The 17,356-nt window shown below is 72.3% G+C and carries 17 protein-coding genes and 1 tRNA gene; 8 read left to right on the top strand and 10 right to left on the bottom strand.

The genetic code is table 11. The features are described from left to right. Positions 1–36 precede the first annotated feature (36 nt). Positions 37–1,575, top strand: coding sequence for an APC family permease (locus ACZ7MF_RS37220; RefSeq protein ID WP_471482561.1), 1,539 nt, complete (start codon positions 37–39; stop codon positions 1,573–1,575). 38 nt (positions 1,576–1,613) lie between these two features. On the opposite strand, the gene ACZ7MF_RS37215 is transcribed toward ACZ7MF_RS37220, so the two are convergent. The 4 genes from ACZ7MF_RS37215 to ACZ7MF_RS37200 all read right to left on the bottom strand — a co-directional run bounded on the left by ACZ7MF_RS37215 (position 1,614) and on the right by ACZ7MF_RS37200 (position 5,510). Beyond that, positions 1,614–2,687: an L-idonate 5-dehydrogenase gene (locus tag ACZ7MF_RS37215; RefSeq protein ID WP_471482560.1), complete on the bottom strand. Its 1,074-nt coding sequence runs from the start codon at positions 2,685–2,687 to the stop codon at positions 1,614–1,616. After that, positions 2,684–3,445 carry an SDR family oxidoreductase gene (locus tag ACZ7MF_RS37210; RefSeq protein ID WP_356868253.1) on the bottom strand — a complete coding sequence of 254 codons (762 nt, stop codon included), beginning with the start codon at positions 3,443–3,445 and terminating at the stop codon, positions 2,684–2,686. Before ACZ7MF_RS37210 ends, ACZ7MF_RS37215 begins: the two co-directional genes overlap by 4 nt. Positions 3,446–3,493: 48 nt before the next feature. After that, complete coding sequence (locus ACZ7MF_RS37205) at positions 3,494–4,891, bottom strand: GntP family permease (protein WP_388514293.1); 1,398 nt, start codon at positions 4,889–4,891, stop codon at positions 3,494–3,496. A 91-nt stretch (positions 4,892–4,982) separates the two neighbouring features. Then, entirely contained in the window at positions 4,983–5,510 is a 528-nt protein-coding gene (locus ACZ7MF_RS37200) for a gluconokinase (RefSeq protein ID WP_356868257.1), read from the bottom strand. Between the two features lie 137 nt (positions 5,511–5,647). Here ACZ7MF_RS37200 and ACZ7MF_RS37195 point away from each other — a divergent pair, with 137 nt between their 5' ends. Continuing rightward, complete coding sequence (locus tag ACZ7MF_RS37195) at positions 5,648–6,349, top strand: FadR/GntR family transcriptional regulator (RefSeq protein ID WP_109033633.1); 702 nt, start codon at positions 5,648–5,650, stop codon at positions 6,347–6,349. Between the two features lie 24 nt (positions 6,350–6,373). Here the strand turns inward: ACZ7MF_RS37195 and ACZ7MF_RS37190 are convergent, their stop codons facing one another. Both ACZ7MF_RS37190 and ACZ7MF_RS37185 read right to left on the bottom strand, forming a co-directional pair. Next, positions 6,374–6,748, bottom strand: a complete 375-nt coding sequence (locus ACZ7MF_RS37190) for a YchJ family protein (RefSeq protein ID WP_471482559.1) — start codon at positions 6,746–6,748, stop codon at positions 6,374–6,376. Positions 6,749–6,829: 81 nt separating this feature from the next. After that, positions 6,830–6,917 (bottom strand) — tRNA-Leu (locus ACZ7MF_RS37185). A 149-nt stretch (positions 6,918–7,066) separates the two neighbouring features. On the opposite strand from ACZ7MF_RS37185, the gene ACZ7MF_RS37180 reads away from it, so the two are divergent. The 3 genes from ACZ7MF_RS37180 (at position 7,067) to chpC (ending at position 9,713) form a co-directional block, all read left to right on the top strand. Continuing rightward, positions 7,067–8,398, top strand: coding sequence for a M20/M25/M40 family metallo-hydrolase (locus ACZ7MF_RS37180; protein WP_471482558.1), 1,332 nt, complete (start codon positions 7,067–7,069; stop codon positions 8,396–8,398). Between the two features lie 132 nt (positions 8,399–8,530). Continuing rightward, entirely contained in the window at positions 8,531–8,764 is a 234-nt protein-coding gene (gene chpH, locus ACZ7MF_RS37175; protein WP_003977150.1) for a chaplin ChpH, read from the top strand. Between the two features lie 178 nt (positions 8,765–8,942). Next, complete coding sequence (gene chpC / locus ACZ7MF_RS37170) at positions 8,943–9,713, top strand: LAXTG-anchored chaplin ChpC (protein ID WP_471482557.1); 771 nt, start codon at positions 8,943–8,945, stop codon at positions 9,711–9,713. A gap of 64 nt (positions 9,714–9,777) precedes the next feature. On the opposite strand, the gene ACZ7MF_RS37165 is transcribed toward chpC, so the two are convergent. Next, positions 9,778–9,966, bottom strand: a complete 189-nt coding sequence (locus ACZ7MF_RS37165) for a DUF5703 family protein (RefSeq protein WP_003977152.1) — start codon at positions 9,964–9,966, stop codon at positions 9,778–9,780. A 47-nt stretch (positions 9,967–10,013) separates the two neighbouring features. On the opposite strand from ACZ7MF_RS37165, the gene ACZ7MF_RS37160 reads away from it, so the two are divergent. Continuing rightward, the gene (locus tag ACZ7MF_RS37160) at positions 10,014–10,766 is read left to right on the top strand and encodes a hypothetical protein (RefSeq protein WP_471482556.1); all 753 of its coding nucleotides are present in this window, start codon (positions 10,014–10,016) and stop codon (positions 10,764–10,766) included. A gap of 79 nt (positions 10,767–10,845) precedes the next feature. Here ACZ7MF_RS37160 and ACZ7MF_RS37155 read toward each other — a convergent pair whose 3' ends face one another. Next, positions 10,846–13,167, bottom strand: a complete 2,322-nt coding sequence (locus ACZ7MF_RS37155; protein WP_471482555.1) for a helix-hairpin-helix domain-containing protein — start codon at positions 13,165–13,167, stop codon at positions 10,846–10,848. Beyond that, positions 13,164–14,150: an aldo/keto reductase gene (locus tag ACZ7MF_RS37150; protein ID WP_471482554.1), complete on the bottom strand. Its 987-nt coding sequence runs from the start codon at positions 14,148–14,150 to the stop codon at positions 13,164–13,166. Before ACZ7MF_RS37150 ends, ACZ7MF_RS37155 begins: the two co-directional genes overlap by 4 nt. Positions 14,151–14,263: 113 nt before the next feature. Here ACZ7MF_RS37150 and ACZ7MF_RS37145 point away from each other — a divergent pair, with 113 nt between their 5' ends. Next, entirely contained in the window at positions 14,264–15,319 is a 1,056-nt protein-coding gene (locus tag ACZ7MF_RS37145; RefSeq protein ID WP_471482553.1) for an LLM class F420-dependent oxidoreductase, read from the top strand. A 236-nt stretch (positions 15,320–15,555) separates the two neighbouring features. After that, complete coding sequence (locus tag ACZ7MF_RS37140; protein WP_356868276.1) at positions 15,556–16,344, top strand: ferritin-like domain-containing protein; 789 nt, start codon at positions 15,556–15,558, stop codon at positions 16,342–16,344. 12 nt (positions 16,345–16,356) lie between these two features. On the opposite strand, the gene corA is transcribed toward ACZ7MF_RS37140, so the two are convergent. Next, complete coding sequence (corA, locus tag ACZ7MF_RS37135; protein ID WP_356868278.1) at positions 16,357–17,352, bottom strand: magnesium/cobalt transporter CorA; 996 nt, start codon at positions 17,350–17,352, stop codon at positions 16,357–16,359. Positions 17,353–17,356: the final 4 nt, after the last annotated feature.

Raw genomic sequence — 17,356 nt, 5'->3', positions numbered from 1 at the left:
CACCACCCGAGCCATGAGAGAGAAGGACGTCCTGCGATGACCACGGGCAGTTCGAGCACGAGCAGTTCCGCGAGCGGTGGCGCCATCAGCACCTTCAAGGGCGAGGAGCGCGCGCTGCGCGCCGACCGGCTGGGCACGGGAGGGCTGCTCCTGTCCGTGCTCGCCGCCACCGCCCCGCTGATGGTGGTCGCGGGCGTCATGCCCACCACCTTCGCGGTCATGGGCATCGTCGGGCAGCCACTGCTCTTCGTACTGCTGGGCGTGGTGCTGATCCTGTTCAGCATCGGATACGCCGAGATGAGCCGGCACGTCCACAACGCGGGCGCCTTCTACGCCTACATCTCCCGCGGACTCGGCGGCACCGCCGGCGCGGGCGCGGCCCTGGTCGCGCTGGTCGCCTACAACGCCCTCCAGGTCGGCATCTACGGCATCTTCGGTTTCGAGGTCTCCGGCCTGCTCTCCACCTACGCCGACCTCGACGTGGCCTGGTGGATCCCGGCCCTGCTGGCGGTGCTCGCCGTCGGCGCGCTGGGCTGGCTGAAGATCGACGTCAACGCGCGCGTACTGGGCGTACTGCTGCTCATCGAGGTGGTGCTGGTGGTGGTGTTCGACATCGCCGCCGTCGCCGACCCGGGGGCCCAGGGGCTGTCGCTGCACGCCTTCAATCCGGACACCCTGAGCGGCGCCGGGGTGGGTACCGCGCTCTGCTTCTGCATCGCCGCCTTCCTCGGCTTCGAGCAGGCGCCCGTGTACGCCGAGGAGACCAGCCGGCCCCACGTGCTCGTTCCGCGTGTCATGTTCCTGGCGGTCGGCGGCGTCGCCGTCTTCTTCGCGCTCAGCAGCTGGGCCCTGACCGTGGCCACCGGCCCCGACAAGATCGTCGGCACCGCGCAGGAGCAGAGTGCCGGCCTGCTGTTCTTCCTGACCGAGTCACGGCTCGGCGACACCTTCACCGACGTGCTGCACGTCCTGTTCGTCACCGGCATGTTCGCCGCGCTGCTGAGCTTCCACAACGTCGTCGCCCGGTACGCGTTCGCCATGGGGCGCGAGGGGCTGCTGCCCGCCGCCTTCGGGCGGACCAGCGGTACCAGCGGCGCGCCCGGTACCGGTTCGCTGCTCCAGACCGCCGTGTCCGCGGTCGTCGTCATCGGCTTCGCGATCGCCGACGACAAGCCGAACGGCGACCCGACCGAGCCCGTACTGCACCTGTTCACCTGGGGCGGCAACATCGGGGCCCTCGGCGTGATCGTGCTGATGGCCGCCGCCTCGTTCTCCGTCGTGGCCTTCTTCGTCCGGCGCGGCGCCGCCGGGGCCCAGGGCGTACGCCTGGTCACCTCCACCGTCGCGGGCATCGCCCTGCTGGTGATCGCCGGGTACACGGTCAAGGACTTCGACGTCCTCGTCGGCGCCGGACCCGGCTCCGCCCTGAGCTGGGTGCTGCCCGGCATCATCGGCCTGGCCGCCGTCGCCGGCGTGGTGCAGGGCCTCGTCCTGCGCTCCCGGGCGCCCGAACGGCACGCCCGCATCGGCCAGGGCAACGAGGCGTTCCAGCTGGACAAGGCCGCCTCCTCCTGACCGGGGGAGGGCCGCTTTTGCGCGGGACACGTCCGGACTCAGCCGGCCGTGCCCGTGCCGAAGTCCAGCAGCACCTTGCAGGACCGGCTCCGGTCCGCGGCCAGTTCGAACGCCGACGCCGCGTCCCGCACCGGCACCACCGCGCTGACCAGCGCGTCGAACGCGGGCTCGGCCGCGAGCAGACGCAGCGCGTCGTCGAACTCGCCGTCGAAGCGGAACGCCCCGCGCAGCTCGATCTCCCGGCTCACCAGCAGGTTCCCGGCGAAGGGGCTCTGTCCCGGGGGCAGCATGCCGAGCTGCACGACCACACCGCCGCGCCGCACCAGCCGCAGGCAGGTGTCCAGGCCCGCGGCCACCCCGGAGGCCTCGACGGCGGTGTCCACGTCCACCGGCCAACCGGCGTCGTCCGGGTCGTCGGCCCGTACGAGGGTGTCGGCCCCGGCCGCCCGCGCGTACTCCAGGGCCGCGGGCAGCAGGTCCGTCACGGTCACGTGGGCCGCGCCCGCCGCCTTCGCCGCCGCGACCACCAGACAGCCGATCGGCCCGGCGCCGGTGACCAGCACGTGCCGGCCGGCCAGGTCACCGGCCCGGCGTACGGCGTGCAGCGCGACGGAGAGCGGCTCGGCGAGGGCGGCGCGGCGCGGTTCGAGACCGGCCGGGAGCGGGCGCAGCTGCCCGGCGGGGACCACGATCCGCGCCGCGAAGCCGCCCTGGACGTGCGGGAAACGGGCCGCGCTGCCCAGGTAGCGGGTGTCCCGGCAGACATTGCGCCGCCCGTCCACGCACTCCGGGCACACCCCGCACGGGGTCGCCGGGTGCACCGCGACGGACGTACCGGCCGCCGGACCCGGCGTGTCCGGGGAGCCGTACGCCACGACCGTCCCGACCACCTCGTGCCCGAGCAGCATGGGCTCCCGCAGGTGGAAGTCGCCGACCCCGCCGTGCCGCCAGTAGTGCAGGTCCGAGCCGCACACCCCGCCGTAGCGGACGGCGACCAGCGCCTCGCCCGGACCGGGCAGCGGGGCCGGTACGTCCTCCACGCGCAGATCACCCGCACCGTGGATCACACAGCCCGGGACGAAGACCTCTCCGGGCCGCTCCCCGGCGCTCACAGGACGCTCGTCATTCCGCCGTCGACGTACAGGATCTGTCCGCCGACGAAGTCCGCGGCGGGCGAGGCGAGGAACAGCAGCCCGCCCACCAGGTCCTCCGTACGGCCCCAGCGGCCCGCCGGAGTGCGGCCGCGCACCCAGGTGCTGAACTTCTCGTCCTCGACGAGCGGCCGGGTCAGCTCGGTCTCGATGTAACCGGGGCCGAGACCGTTGACCTGGACGCCGTAGGGGCCCCAGTCGGCGCACATGCCCTTGGTGAGCATCTTCAGCGCGCCCTTGGTGGCCGCGTAGGGCGCGATGCCCGGGCGGACCACCTCGCTCTGCAGCGAGCAGATGTTCACGATCTTGCCGTGGCCGCGTTCCGTCATCCGGCGCGCGGCCTCCCGGCCCACCAGGAAGGCGCTGGTGAGATTGGTGTCCAGGATGCGGTGCCAGTCCGCGTCCGCGAACTCCAGCAGGGGCGCCCGCAGCTGCATCCCGGCGTTGTTGACCAGGATGTCGAGCGGACCCACCCGCTCCTCGACCTCCGCGATCCCGGCGGTCACCGACGGACCGTCGGTCACGTCGAACACCGCCGTGTGGACCTCGCCGGGCAGTCCGGCGGCGGCCTTCGCGAGCCGGTCGCCGTCGCGTCCGTTGAGGATCACCCGGCAGCCGGCCTCCGCCAGGCCCCGGGCCAGCGCCAGTCCGATGCCCCGGCTGGAGCCGGTCACCAGGGCGGTGCGCCCGCCGATGTCGAAGAGGGGGTGGGCCGTCATCGTCGTACTCCTGTTCCTGCTGTTCCTGCCTGCTGGTGCGTGGTGCGGCTATATGACCAGGGACAACAGCAGGACCAGGGCACCGGCGACCACCGAGATGATCGTCTCCATGACGGACCAGGTCTTGATGGTCTGACCCACGTTCAGTCCGAAGTACTCCTTCACCAGCCAGAAACCGGCGTCGTTGACGTGACTGAAGAAGAGCGAACCGGCGCCGATGGCCAGGACCAGCAGCGCGGCGTGCGTGGTCGACATGTCGGCCGCCAGCGGCGCGACCAGACCGGCCGCCGAGACGGTCGCCACCGTCGCCGAACCGGTCGCCAGCCGGATCACCACCGCGATCAGCCAGGCCAGCAGCAGCGCCGGAATCGACCAGTCCTTGGAGATCTCCAGGATCATCTGGCCCACACCGGAGTCGATCAGCGTCTGCTTGAAGCCGCCGCCCGCGCCGACGATCAGGAGGATGCCGGCGATGGGCGCCAGCCCCTTCTCGACCAGGCCCGAGAGACGGTCCTTGCCGAACCCGGCGGGCCGCAGCAGCGTGAAGATGCCGACGATCACGGAGACCAGCAGGGCGATCAGCGGGTTGCCGATGACGTCGAAGGCGCGCTGCACGCCGTTCTCCGGGTCGTCGACGATGATGTCGACCAGCGCCTTGAGCAGCATCAGCACGACCGGCAGCAGGATCGTGGTCAGGGTGGCACCGAAGCTCGGACGCTTGTCCAGCTGCTCGGAGGCGCGCTGCGGGATCATGCGGTCGGGGGCGGGGACGTCCACCCAGCGGGCCGCGTACTTCGAGAAGACCGGACCGGCGATGATCACGGTGGGGATCGCGATCAGCACGCCCAGCGCCAGGGTCACCCCGAGGTTGGCGTCCACCGCGTCGATGGCGACCAGCGGGCCGGGGTGCGGCGGGACCAGGCCGTGCATCACGGACAGACCGGCCAGCGCCGGGATGCCGATCCGCATCAGCGAGTAGTTGCCGCGCTTGGCGACCATCAGGACGACCGGGATCAGCAGCACGATGCCGACCTCGAAGAACAGCGGCAGTCCGATGACCGAGGCGATCAGCACCATCGTCCACGGCATCGAACGGGGCGTGGCCTTCGCCAGGATGGTGTCCACGATCTGGTCGGCGCCGCCGGAGTCGGCGAGCATCTTGCCGAGGATCGCGCCGAGGGCGATCAGGACGCCGACGCCCGCGACGGTGGAGCCGAGCCCGGCGGTGAAGCTGGTGATTACCTTGTCCAGCGGCGCACCGGCGAACGCGCCGAGCGCCAGCGACCCGATGGTCAGCGACAGGAAGGCATGCAGCTTGAACTTGGTGATGAGCAGGACGATGACGGCGATGCCCAGGAGCACGGCGATGCCGAGCTGGGCGTGGCCCGCCGAGGTGATCGGCTCGACGGGGTCCGCTGCCAGCATCTCGACGCTGAGTCTGGTCACGGTGGTTCCCTTGCGGTGATGGGGATTCGGGGGAGTTCGGGGCCGTGCGCGCGGCAGGCGGCACGACCCCGGGGGAGGTGGGTGCGGAGGGTTACTGCACCGGCTCGGGAAGATCCTTCAGGGCGTCGATCGCCCGTTCGGTGATCTCCTCGGGGGTGCCGGCGACGTCCACCGCGACTCCCGCCTCGTCCGGCTGCAACGGCTGGAGCGTGGCGAACTGGGAGTCGAGCAGGGCCGTCGGCATGAAGTGGCCCTGCCGGTGCGACATCCGGTCCTCGATCAGCTCACGGCTGCCCGTGAGATGCACGAAGACGACACCGGGAGCGGCGGCCCGCAGCCGGTCGCGGTACGACCGCTTCAGCGCCGAACTGCTCACCACCCCACCGAGCCCGGCACGCCCGTGCGCCCAGCCGCCGATGGCGTCCAGCCAGGGCCAGCGGTCCTCGTCGGTGAGCGGGGTGCCGGCCGTCATCTTGGCGATGTTGGCCGGAGGGTGGAAGTCGTCGCCCTCGGCGTAGGGAACGCCGAGCCGGGCCGCGAGCAGGGGACCGATGGTGGTCTTCCCGGTGCCCGCGACGCCCATGACCACGACCACGTGGGGGGTGTGCAGTTGCTGCATCGCACTCTCGCTGTCTGCTGTCTTCGTCGACACCTGATGTCGACGTAACTGAAACGCATTAGGTACGACGACTTCAAGAGTCTGTGACATATAAGTCTGACTTTTTATTCCGGTGACGCGCCCCGTACGCTGAGTGCATGAGCACACCGGGCCGGGGGCTGCACGGCCGCGTACTGGACACCCTCGGCCCCGCGATCACCGCGGGCGAATACCCCGCGGGCAGCGTTCTGCGCACGGACGAACTTGCGCAGCGCTTCGAGGTCTCGCGCTCCGTGATGCGGGAAGCGGTCCGGGTGCTCGAGTCCATGCACCTCGTCGAGTCGCGCCGCCGCGTGGGCGTCACCGTCCTGCCCGAGTGCGAGTGGAACGTCTACGACCCGCAGGTCATCCGCTGGCGCCTGGCCGGCTCCGAACGCCCCCGGCAGCTGCGCTCCCTGACCGTGCTGAGGTCGGCCGTCGAACCGGTCGCGGCCGGCCTCGCCGCTCGGCACGCCACGGCGGAGCAGTGCGCCGAGCTGACCGAGTGCGCGCTCGGCATGGTCGCCAACTCACGCGGGCACCGGCTCGAGGAGTACCTCTTCCACGACGTGGCCTTCCACCGCGTCATCCTCACCGCCTCCGGCAACGAGATGTTCGCCCGCCTCGGCGGCGTGGTCGCCGAGGTGCTGGCCGGGCGTACGCACCACGACGTGATGTTCGAGGATCCCGACCCGGCCGCCGTCACCCTGCACGTCCAGGTCGCCGAGGCGGTCCGCGCCCGTGACGCGGAGCGCGCGGAGCGGCTGACCCGGGAGATCACGGAGGGGGCCCTCCAGGAGCTGGACATCCTGGCGCCCTGAGCGCCGGGGCGTCGGCGGGCGGCGTCAGTCGAGGAACTCCCCGTCCACGTACACCCACGCCCCGTCGACCCGCTCGAACCGGCTCCGCTCGTGCAGCGAGCCGCCGCGGTACGACGCCCGGAAGGTCACGGTCCCGGTGGTGTGGAAGGCGGAGCCGTCGGCCGTGTCCAGGATCTCCAGGCCGGTCCACCGCATGCCCGGATCGAGGTCGAGCCGCGCGGGCCGCGTGCCGGGGTGCCAGGTGCGCCGCAGGTAGCCCGCGTCCAGGCGCACGAAGGCGCAGTAGCGCGAGCGCATCAGGGCCTCGGCGGTCGGGGCGGCGGCGGTCCCGGCGTGGAAACGGCCGCAGCACTTCTCGTACGGCTCGGACCGCCCGCAGGGGCAGAGAGGGGTGGTCATGGCGACCACTGTAGAGCGGCCGCCGTAGCGGAAGAGCAGCGGGCGGAAAGCAAAAAACCCCTGCTCAGCAGGGGTTTCAGCTGGTGTCCGAGGGGGGACTTGAACCCCCACGCCCGATAAAGGGCACTAGCACCTCAAGCTAGCGCGTCTGCCATTCCGCCACCCGGACCAGGTGTCTGTCGCGCGGGGTGTTCCCCTTGGCGACGACGTAAACATTACCAGGCTTTCCGGGGTGGCCGATCACCCCCTTCTTGGGTCCGGACGGCTCAGGGAGGAGGATGAGGGGGACCCACCAGCAGTGACAGCGGGAGGAACCACGTGAGCGACTCGGGCACGGGCACGGCCAGGAGCGTCACCGGCGAGGACGAGGTCGTCGACCTCTGCCGCGAGCTGATCCGGATCGACACCAGCAACTACGGCGACCACTCGGGGCCGGGCGAGCGCAAGGCCGCCGAGTACGTCGCCGAGAAGCTCGCCGAGGTGGGACTCGAACCGAAGATCTTCGAATCCCACCCCGGCCGCGCCTCCACGGTGGCCCGGATCGAGGGCGAGGACCCGTCCCGGCCCGCGCTGCTCATCCACGGCCACACCGACGTCGTCCCGGCCAACGCGGACGACTGGACCCACCACCCCTTCTCCGGGGAGGTCGCCGACGGGTGCGTGTGGGGGCGCGGCGCCGTCGACATGAAGGACATGGACGCGATGACCCTCGCGGTCGTCCGCGACCGGCTGCGCAGCGGGCGCAAGCCCCCGCGGGACATCGTCCTTGCGTTCCTCGCCGACGAGGAGGCCGGCGGCACCTACGGCGCCCGGCACCTCGTCGACCACCACCCCGACCTCTTCGAGGGCGTCACCGAGGCGATCAGCGAGGTGGGCGGCTTCTCCTTCACCGTGAACGAGCAGCGCCGCCTGTACCTGATCCAGACGGCCGAGAAGGGCATCCACTGGATGAAGCTGACGGTGGCCGGCACCGCGGGGCACGGGTCGATGATCCACCGCGACAACGCCATCACCGAACTGTCGGAGGCCGTCGCGCGTCTGGGCCGGCACAAGTTCCCGGTCCGCGTCACCAAGACCACCCGGGCCTTCCTCGACGAGCTGGGCGACGCGCTCGGCACCGACCTCGACCCGGAGAACATGGAGGGCACGCTCGCCAAGCTCGGCGGCATCGCCAAGCTCATCGGCGCCACCCTGAGCAACACCGCCAACCCGACCCAGCTGGGCGCGGGTTACAAGGTCAACGTCATCCCCGGCGAGGCCACCGCGCACATCGACGGGCGCTACCTGCCCGGGTACGAGGAGGAGTTCCTCGCCGACGTCGACCGCATCCTCGGACCGCACGTGCGGCGCGAGGACGTGCACGCCAACAAGGCGGTCGAGACCACCTTCGACGGAGCGCTGGTCGGCGCGATGCAGTCCGCCCTGGTGGCCGAGGATCCGGCCGCGAAGGCGGTGCCCTACATGCTCTCGGGCGGCACGGACGCCAAGTCCTTCGACGAACTCGGCATCCGCGGCTTCGGCTTCGCGCCGCTCAAGCTGCCGCCGGAGCTGGACTTCGCGGGCATGTTCCACGGAGTGGACGAGCGGGTGCCGGTCGAGGGACTCCAGTTCGGCGTGCGGGTGCTCGACCGCTTCATCGACGCGTCCTGAATTCGCCCGTGCGTGCGGGAAGTGACCGGGGCGAGTGAATGCGCTCATAAGCTCGTAGCCTCATTACTCCCTCCTCGTTACAGGTGATGCGATCGGCAATTTTGGGATCGCGTTTGCCAACTAGGAGGAACAATGCTCAAGAAGGTCGTCGCCGCCGCGGCAGCCACCGGTGGTCTGGTTCTCGCGGGCGCGGGCATGGCTGTCGCCGACTCCGGTGCCCAGGGTGCCGCCGTGCACTCGCCCGGCGTCCTTTCCGGCAACGTCGTTCAGGTTCCCGTGCACGTGCCGGTGAACGTCTGCGGCAACACGATCTCCGTGATCGGTCTGCTGAACCCCGCCTTCGGCAACGTCTGCATCAACAAGTGACGTTGTGCCTCGCCCCGTGAGGATCTGATTCCGCCGGCCCCGGAGTGCACGCCATGCGCTCCGGGGCCGACGGCCTTTCGGGGGACATTCGAGGCAGAGGGGCGACGGCAGCGCCGGAATTCCGGCACGCTCGGCATTCTCGGTACCACGGGACCAGGACAAGGCAGGGATTCAGGAAATGCGACAGGCTACCCGCAAGGGCCTGATGACGATGGCGGCGGCCACCGGCGTGATCGCCGCCGCGGGCGGTACCGCCCACGCGGACTCGGGTGCGCACGGCTCGAGTTCCGGTTCGCCCGGCGTGCTGTCGGGCAACACGGTGCAGGCCCCGGTGCACGTGCCGGTGAACGTCTGCGGCAACACGGTGGACGTGGTCGGCGTCCTCAATCCGGCGATGGGCAACTCGTGCGCCAACCAGGGCGGCGGAGCCGCCTCCGGCGGACACGGAGACCAGGGCGGATACGGCGACTCCGGGGGCGAGGGCGGCTCCCACGGCGGGGGCTCCCACGCGGGCGGCCACGCCACGGACTCGCCGGGCGTCGGCTCCGGCAACCACGTCGAGGTGCCGATCGACGTGCCGGTGAACGTGTGCGGCAACAGCATCGACGTGGTCGGCGCCCTCAACCCGGCTTTCGGCAACGACTGCGGCAACGGGGGCGGTGGCGGGGACCACTCGACGCCCCCCGGCGACCACGAAACGCCTCCTGGAGAGCCGCACAACCCCGGCAACCCCGACACCCCGGACAAGCCTTCCGAGCCGGACGACGAGACGCCGGGCGACTCCACGGACGGCAACCAGCCGGGCACCCAGACCGTCGACCAGCCCCGCGGCGACGCGGCGCTCGCCGAGACCGGCAGCGACCTGCCGCTGGGCCTCGCCCTGCCGGTGGGCGCCGGCGCCCTGCTCGCGGGCACGGTGCTCTACCGCAAGGCGCGCGCCTCGGCGTGAGACGGGCGCGGTGGCGCACGCAGCGGGCTCCGCACCGGCGGGGCCCGCTCCGTTTCCGCCTCCGTCACCAGGTGGCGCGCACCTGGCGGATGATCCGCCGCCGCAACCGCACCTTGCGGCTGCCGTCGCGCAGGAGCGTCAGGCGGTACAACTCCCAGTGTCCGTACTCGGCATGGTCCGTCAGCTGACGTGCCGCCTCCTTGCGGGTGACCCCGCGCGGTAGGTACACATCGACAAATTCGTATTCCGGCATCGAATCTATTGTGCGGGCTGGGGCCCGGTACGGATAGCGTCTGCACTATGTCTGATGCTGCGCAGCCCACCGCTGCCGAGGTACGCGCCGCCGCCGAGGCGGTCAAGACCGCGCTCGACCGCCACCTTGCCGCGGTCGAACGCCGGTCGGGAGAGGAAGACCCGGCCGTCTACGACGCGTTCAACGAGCTGGCCGCGGCCGCGGAGGCGTACGACGAACTGCTCTACGACCGGTACGACGAGGTCACTCCCTTCGAGATCCCCGGGGAGGACTCGCTGCCGCCGTACACGGGCCCCGAGGAACCCAGTGCGCTGAGCGTCCTGATCCGCCGCGACTACGCCGTGGCCGAGCCGCAGCGGCTGATGGCCCAGGCCCGACGGGTCGAGGCGGCGGACGACGAAGCGCCGGACGTCGAGGCCTCGGGCACGGTGCACGGAGCCCTCGGCCTCCTCTTCGGCGAGTTCGAGCCGGACGAGATCGCCTCCCGGCACAAGGAGTTCGGGCTGGAGGAGGGCGACTCCACGCTCTGGGTGACGGCCGCGGACGAGAGCGCCGACCCCGGCGAGTGGCTGGAGGCCCCGTTCGAGGAGGTCGACCCGGAGCGGGTGGTCTGCCGATTCGACGTCAGCACGGTCTTCGACGAGGAGTTCGACGACGGCATCGAGGACATCGACGACATCGAGGATGACGAGGACGACATCGAGGATGACGAGGACGGCGACGAGGAGGACGGCGAGGACGGCGACCTGACGGAGCCGGACGAGGACGACGAACCCGCCCGCCCGGAGGCGGACCGCTGAGACGCGCGACCGCGGCTCCCGGCGCGAGCGGTACCGTCGGCACCGCTCGCGCCGGGCGGCCAAAGGGCGGGGCTCCTGGTCAGTCGGCGGCCGGGGTCTGCGGTGCCAGAAGCACCGGCAGGCGGGTCGTGCGCGCTTTGGCCGGGATCTCCGCCACGGCGCGGGGGAGTGCCTGCTCCACGCCGTGCACCACCGACAGGTGCCGGGCGGCCCGGCCGAACGCCGTGTAGATCCAGGGGCGGCTGAGGGCCGGCACGGCGTCGCCGGGCAGCACCACGACCACCGCGGGCCAGCGGCCGCCCAGTGCCTGGTGGGCGGTCAGCGCCCAGCCGTGCCGTACGGAGCCTTCCACCCGGTCCCTGGGTACGACCACGGTCTCGCCCGCGCACGACAGGCGCAGTCCGTCGGCGTCGGCGCCGACCACCCGGCCCGGCAGCACCCGGCCGGGCGCGGGGGTGTGGACGACCCGGTCGCCGGGGTCGAAGCCGCCGAAGCGGCCGGGGCCGGGGTTGAGCCGTTCCTTCAGCGCGGCGTTGAGCGCCCGCGTGCCCACGGCACCGCCGTGGCCGGGCGTGATGACCTGGGTCTCCTCGACCGGGACGCCGATCGCGCGCGGTACCGAGTCCGCCACGAGCTGGACGGTGCGGTGCACGGCCTCGCCCGCGTCCCGCACCGGCACGATCACGACCTCCTTGCCGGGCGCCTCCACCTGGCTCAGCTCGCCGATGCCGATGCCGGAGACCAGCTCGCCGAGCGGACCGGGGTCCGGACGCCGCGAGGCGATCTGGGGGCAGACCCGTGCCGCCAGCAGGTCCGCGAAGACCCGCCCGGGGCCCACGGACCAGAGCACCGCCGGGTCCCCGGCCAGCACCAGCCGGGCCCCGTCCGGCAGCGACTCCGCGAGCAGCGCACCCGCCTCCACGTCGAGCTGCGGCGCGTCGAGCACGACGAGCAGATCGAGGTCCAGTGCCCCCTCGGCGTCCCGCCCCGGTCCCTCCGTGCCGGTCAGCAGCCCGGCCACGGTGACGGCGGCGGGAGCGGCCGGACCCGGGGAGGGCGGCTCGGCCGACGGGTCGCCCAGCAGGGCGGCGAAGCGGTCGCGGCCGAGCGGTCCCGGCGCGGCGGCCCAGACCCGCAGGCCCAGGCCGTGTGCCGCGTGCAGCAGGGCGGCGGGCTCGGCCAGGGACGCCTCGCCGCCGGTGTGCAGGACCAGCCCGTGGGCCGCGACGGCCCGGATCAGTTCGGCGGCGGAACCCTGCGCGGAGGCGGCGGCCTGCTCCCAGTCCGCCGCGGACCCGTCCTGTTTGGGCGTCGAGTTGACCAGCCGGGCCAGACCGTCGGCGAGGCTCTCCTCGGCCAGCGCGTACCGCTCCAGACCGATCAGCACCCGGACGGGACGCTCCTCGGCCTCCTCGCCCTCCTCGTCCGCCCGGTCGGCACTCGCCGCGCCGCTCGCCGCGGCCTCCCCACGCGCGCCGGTCTCCTCCAGGGCGTCCTGGAAGGCGAGTGCCTCGCCCTCGGCCAGCGTGCTCTGCACGGCGGCGTCGGGATCCGGCACGCCCCGCTGGGCCAGCGTGGCCACGAGCCGCGGCAGCTCCAGCGCCGTGTGCCCGGCCAGGGCCGCCTGCTCCAGGAGCCAGACGGTGAGGGCACGGCCGCGCCGCTCGTCGTCCGGGCCGCACTCGGCACCGAGCAGCGCCCGGGCGAACCCGTCGGCCTGCTCCGGCCGCACCCCGCCGACCCTGAGCAGCTGCCAGGGGTCCGCCCGCAGCGCGTCCTCCGCGCCCTCACCGAGGAGCGCGGCCGTCTGCGGCGCGAGCGCCTCGGGGGCGCCCCCCTCGGCCAGTACGCGCCGCACCGTCTGCACGGTCTCCGGCGCCGGTCCCGCGGAACCCGCGGACGCGGCGGCCGGTTCCGCGGGCGCCGGCCGGGGCCGTCGCACCGGCTCCGGCGCGGGGCGGCGCGCGGGCTCGGGGGCCCCGAAGACGGCGGCCGCCGGCTTCTCACCGCTCTCCACCGCGCGCACGGCGGCGAGCAGGTCGGCCGCCGAGCCGCTGAGCTTGCCCCCGGCGTCGATCGGTCCCTGCTTCTCGGCCTTCCGCCGCTCGATCCGCTCCCGCTCGGCCCGCTGCGCGGCCAGTTCGGCCTCGGCCTCGGACACCTGCGCGGCCGCCTCGCTCCCGCCCTCGGCGTCCGGTCCCTGTCCGGCGGGCCCGGCCGGCCGCGCGCCGGAGCCGGCCCCGTCGTCGGCCCCGTCGTCGACCGTCTCCCGCTCGCCTTCCGGCCGGACGGTCTCCCCGGCGGCGTCCGGCGCGGGCGCCGCCGCGTCGCCCGGGGTCTCCGGCCCGGCGTCCACGGCGTCCGTGGTGTCCTCGGTGACGGGCTCGGGCTCCGTGCTCACAGCGTGCTCCAGTCGTGATCGGGATAGCGGTGCACGGGCGCCGACACGTCGTCGAGAGCCCGGCAGATCTCGTCAGGAAGACTAAGGGTCTCCACTGACAACGCCGCCGTGAGCTGCTGCGCGTTGCGCGGACCGATGATCGGGGCGACCACCCCGGGCCGGTCGCGGACCCAGGCCAGCGCGACCTGGAGCGGGGTCACCGCCAGCCCGTCCGCCGCCGTCGCCACCGCGTCCACGATGTGCCCGGCCGTGGCGTCGAGGTAGGGCTCCACGAACGGGGCCAGATGGTCCGAGGCGCCCCGGGAGTCCGGCGGAGTCGCGTCCTTGCGGTACTTGCCCGTGAGCACCCCGCGGCCCAGCGGGGAGGAGGGCAGCAGGCCGATGCCCAGGTCCAGGGCGGCCGGCAGCACCTCCCGCTCCACGCCCCGCTGGAGCAGCGAGTACTCCATCTGGGTGCTCGCCACCCGGTTGCGGACACCGGGCGCCGCCAGCTGCCAGGTCGCCGCCTTGGCCAGCTGCCAGCCGCAGAAGTTGGAGACCCCCGCGTAGCGCGCCCGGCCGCTGCCGACCGCCACGTCGAGGGCGTGCAGCGTCTCCTCCAGCGGAGTGTGCGGGTCGAAGGCGTGCAGGTGCCACACGTCGACGTGGTCCGTGCCCAGACGGGCGAGGGAGGCGTCCAGCGCGGAGAGCAGATGGGCACGCGAACCGTCGAACCGGCGGTCCGGATCCGGAACGCTGCCGGCCTTCGTCGAGATCACCAGGTCCCGGCGCGGCACCAGGCCCTCCATGAGGCGGCCGAGCAGATACTCCGACTCGCCGTCGCCGTAGACGTCCGCGGTGTCGACGAGCGTCCCGCCCGCCTCCCAGAAGGTCTTCAAGAGGTCCGCGGCGTCGTGCTCGTCCGTGTCCCGGCCCCAGGTCAGGGTGCCGAGACCGATGCGGGACACGCGCAGGCCGGTGCGGCCGAGATGCCTCTGCTCCATGAACGCCGACATTACTGGCCACGGCTTGCGCTGTGGGGGCCTGTGGACAACCGATTTCCGCGCGCTAAGGTCGGGGCACCAGCCACGTTACTGATGGGTAAGGGGAATCGGCCATGCAGCTCGGTATCAACCTCGGCTACTGGGGTGCCGGAATGGACGCGGACAATCTGGCCGTCGCCCAGGAGGCCGACCGGCTCGGATACGCCGTGTGCTGGGCCGCAGAGGCCTACGGCTCCGACGCGGCCACCGTGCTGACCTGGGTCGCCGCCCAGACCGAGCGCATCGACGTGGGCTCGGCCATCTTCCAGATCCCGGCCCGCCAGCCCGCGATGACCGCGATGACCGCCGCCACCCTGGACTCCCTCTCCAAGGGCCGCTTCCGCCTCGGCCTCGGCGTGTCGGGACCGCAGGTCTCCGAGGGCTGGTACGGCGTCAAGTTCGACAAGCCGCTCGCCCGCACCCGTGAGTACGTCGAGATCGTGCGCAAGGCGATGACCCGGGAGCGGCTGTCCTACGAGGGCCGGCACTGGACGCTGCCGCTGCCCGACGGCCCCGGCAAGCCCATCAAGCTGACCGTGCACCCGCAGCGCGAGCACATCCCGCTGTACATCGCGGCGATCGGCCCGAAGAACCTCGAGCAGACCGGCGAGATCGCCGACGGCGCCCTGCTCATCTTCCCCTCCGCCGACCACCTGGAGGAGACCGCCGTCAAGCACCTGCGCGCCGGACGGGAGAAGGCGGGCAAGACCCTCGAGGGGTTCGACATCTGCCCGACCCTGCCGCTCGCCCTCGGCGACGACAAGGACGTCCCCTCCCTCGCCGACACCTTCCGGCCCTACACCGCGCTCTACGTCGGCGGCATGGGCAGCCGCAAGCAGAACTTCTACAACCAGCTCGCCCAGCGCATGGGCTACGAGCGCGAGGCCGCCGAGATCCAGGACAAGTACCTGGCCGGCGACAAGCAGGGCGCCGCCGAGGCCGTCCCGCACGAGCTGATCGACCAGACGACCCTGCTCGGCTCCGTCGACCGCATCGCGGACCGGATGAAGGCCTACGCCGCGGCCGGTGTCACCACCCTGACCCTCGCCCCCGCCGGCTTCACCCTGGACGAGCGGCTCGCCGCCCTCCGCGCCGGCACCGAGGCCCTGGAGCACGCCGGACTGGCGTAGCACCGCGGGAAAGTTTCTGCGGCCGTGGTGGGGGCTCGGGGGTCTTCCCCGCCACGGCCGTCACGAGGAACAACGCGCCCACGCGCGCGGGGTTACGCCTCCGTGCGTGCCCGGCGTCCTTCTTTCGGCGGAGTTCTCCGCCGCACCTGTTGCCGCGCCCCCTGTCCCGCATTTGACTCGTGCTTCGCGGAGTGTGCGGAACCTGCGGACCACGCAGCGGCAGAGAGGTGCCACCGATGCTTTCGGCCAAGAGCCTTTTCCAGGAGATCCTCGACAACGACGAGTCGTACCGTCTCTTCTGCTCCATCGCGGCCAGCGGCGAGTCCCAGGGCGGCTGGGAGAACGCGCGCATCGCGGCGCTGGTGCCCGAGAGCGAACGCGCTCTCGCGCCCAAGATCGCCCGGCACGGCGCCGACGAGGACAAGCACGGCCGGATCTTCAACGCCCTGCTGAAGAAGCGCGGCCTCGAACCCGTGGGCGTACCGCCCGAGACCGACTACACGATGCTCCTGGAGCGGCACGGCATCGGCCTCGCCCACGAGCAGCTCAAGGCCGACCAGCCGCTCACGGTGCGGGACATCATCACCTACCTCGCCCACAGCAGGGTCACCGAGCAGCGCGCCGCCGAGCAGATGGCGATGCTCCTCAAGTACTTCGCGGACCATCCGGAACTCGGCCGGGCCGTCCGGATGATCTCGGCCGACGAGGACAACCACCTCGCCTACTCCCACGAGGAACTGCTGCGCTACGCCGCCGCCGGACACGGCCCGTACATCCGGCGGACGCTGCGCGAGTGCGCGCTCGCCGAGATCCGCGTCCACCGCGACGTCAGCCTCGCGGTGATGGCCCACATGGGACGCCTCCTCGGCTGGTCGCGCGCCAGGTCGGCGCTGCTCGCGGCGGGCATCCACGCGATGTACGCCGCCGAGCGGCTCACCGGCTGGCGCCGCATGGTGACCCTGCGGACGCCCGAACGGCGCGACGCGCTCGGCGGACCCGCCACCGCGGCCCCCGAGGTCGCCTGAGGGCCCCGGCCCCTACAGCCAGCCCCGGTGCTTGAACTGCCGGTACAGCAGCAGCTCCAGGACGGCCATCAGCGCGATCACCGCCGGGTAGCCCCACACCCAGTGCAGCTCCGGCATGTGGTCGAAGTTCATGCCGTAGATCCCCGCGACCATCGTGGGGACCGCGGCCATGGCCGCCCACGCCGAGATCTTCCGCATGTCGTCGTTCTGCCGGACGCTCGTCTGCGCCAGGTGAGCCGACAGGATGTCCGAGACCAGCCGGTCCAGGCTCTCCACCGACTCGTTCACGCGCGTGAGGTGGTCGCTCACGTCCCGGAAGAACGGCCGCGCCCTGTCGTTCACGAACGGCACGCCGCCGCCGTACACCCCGGTACCCGCCAGCCGGGCCAGCGGCGGCGCAAGTGGACCCGTCGCCCGGCGGAACTCCAGCACCTGCCGCTTGAAGGTGTAGATCCGCGACGCGGTGTGCCGGGAGCCGCCGCCGTCCGGCGAGAAGACCTCCGCCTCCAGCTCCTCCAGGTCGGTCTGGAGCTCGACCGCCACGTCCAGGTAGTGGTCGACGGTGGCGTCCGCGATCGCGTACAGCACCGCGGTGGGACCCTTGCCGAGCAGTTCCGGTTCGTGCTCCAGACGCCGCCGTACGGCCCTCAGCGGGGAGCCCTCGCCGTGCCGGACGACGACCGCGAAGGCGTCGCCCAGGAAGATCATGAGTTCGCCGGTGGAGACGGCGTCGCTGTCCGGCTCGTACATCACCGGCTTGAGGACGGCGAAGAGCGAGTCGTCGTACACCTCCAGCTTGGGCCGCTGATGCGCCTTGAGGGCGTCCTCCACCGCCAGCGGATGCAGCCCGAACTCCTGGCTGACCAGCTCGAACTCCTTCTCCGTCGGCTCGTGCAGGCCGATCCAGACGAACCCGCCCGCTCCCCGCGCCTCACCGAGCGCGTCGGAGAAGTCCTCGGGCCCGTCCGTGCGGTGCCCGTCCCGGTAGATGGCGCAGTCGACGATCACCGAA

Source organism: Streptomyces sp. NPDC111628 (assembly GCF_055635195.1).
The sequence above is the reverse complement of the archived record's forward strand: the minus strand, read 5'-3'. Positions and strand labels throughout refer to the sequence as shown.

What these genes read in the sequence shown, in the direction of transcription:
- ACZ7MF_RS37220 (WP_471482561.1), top strand. Translation starts at nt 37, where the DNA reads ATGACCACGGGCAGTTCGAGCACGAGCAGTTCCGCGAGCGGTGGCGCC.
- ACZ7MF_RS37210 (WP_356868253.1), bottom strand. Translation starts at nt 3,445, where the DNA reads ATGACGGCCCACCCCCTCTTCGACATCGGCGGGCGCACCGCCCTGGTG.
- ACZ7MF_RS37200 (WP_356868257.1), bottom strand. Translation starts at nt 5,510, where the DNA reads ATGCAGCAACTGCACACCCCCCACGTGGTCGTGGTCATGGGCGTCGCG.
- ACZ7MF_RS37195 (WP_109033633.1), top strand. Translation starts at nt 5,648, where the DNA reads ATGAGCACACCGGGCCGGGGGCTGCACGGCCGCGTACTGGACACCCTC.
- ACZ7MF_RS37190 (WP_471482559.1), bottom strand. Translation starts at nt 6,748, where the DNA reads ATGACCACCCCTCTCTGCCCCTGCGGGCGGTCCGAGCCGTACGAGAAG.
- chpH (WP_003977150.1), top strand. Translation starts at nt 8,531, where the DNA reads ATGCTCAAGAAGGTCGTCGCCGCCGCGGCAGCCACCGGTGGTCTGGTT.
- chpC (WP_471482557.1), top strand. Translation starts at nt 8,943, where the DNA reads ATGCGACAGGCTACCCGCAAGGGCCTGATGACGATGGCGGCGGCCACC.
- ACZ7MF_RS37165 (WP_003977152.1), bottom strand. Translation starts at nt 9,966, where the DNA reads ATGCCGGAATACGAATTTGTCGATGTGTACCTACCGCGCGGGGTCACC.
- ACZ7MF_RS37160 (WP_471482556.1), top strand. Translation starts at nt 10,014, where the DNA reads ATGTCTGATGCTGCGCAGCCCACCGCTGCCGAGGTACGCGCCGCCGCC.
- ACZ7MF_RS37150 (WP_471482554.1), bottom strand. Translation starts at nt 14,150, where the DNA reads ATGGAGCAGAGGCATCTCGGCCGCACCGGCCTGCGCGTGTCCCGCATC.
- ACZ7MF_RS37145 (WP_471482553.1), top strand. Translation starts at nt 14,264, where the DNA reads ATGCAGCTCGGTATCAACCTCGGCTACTGGGGTGCCGGAATGGACGCG.
- ACZ7MF_RS37140 (WP_356868276.1), top strand. Translation starts at nt 15,556, where the DNA reads ATGCTTTCGGCCAAGAGCCTTTTCCAGGAGATCCTCGACAACGACGAG.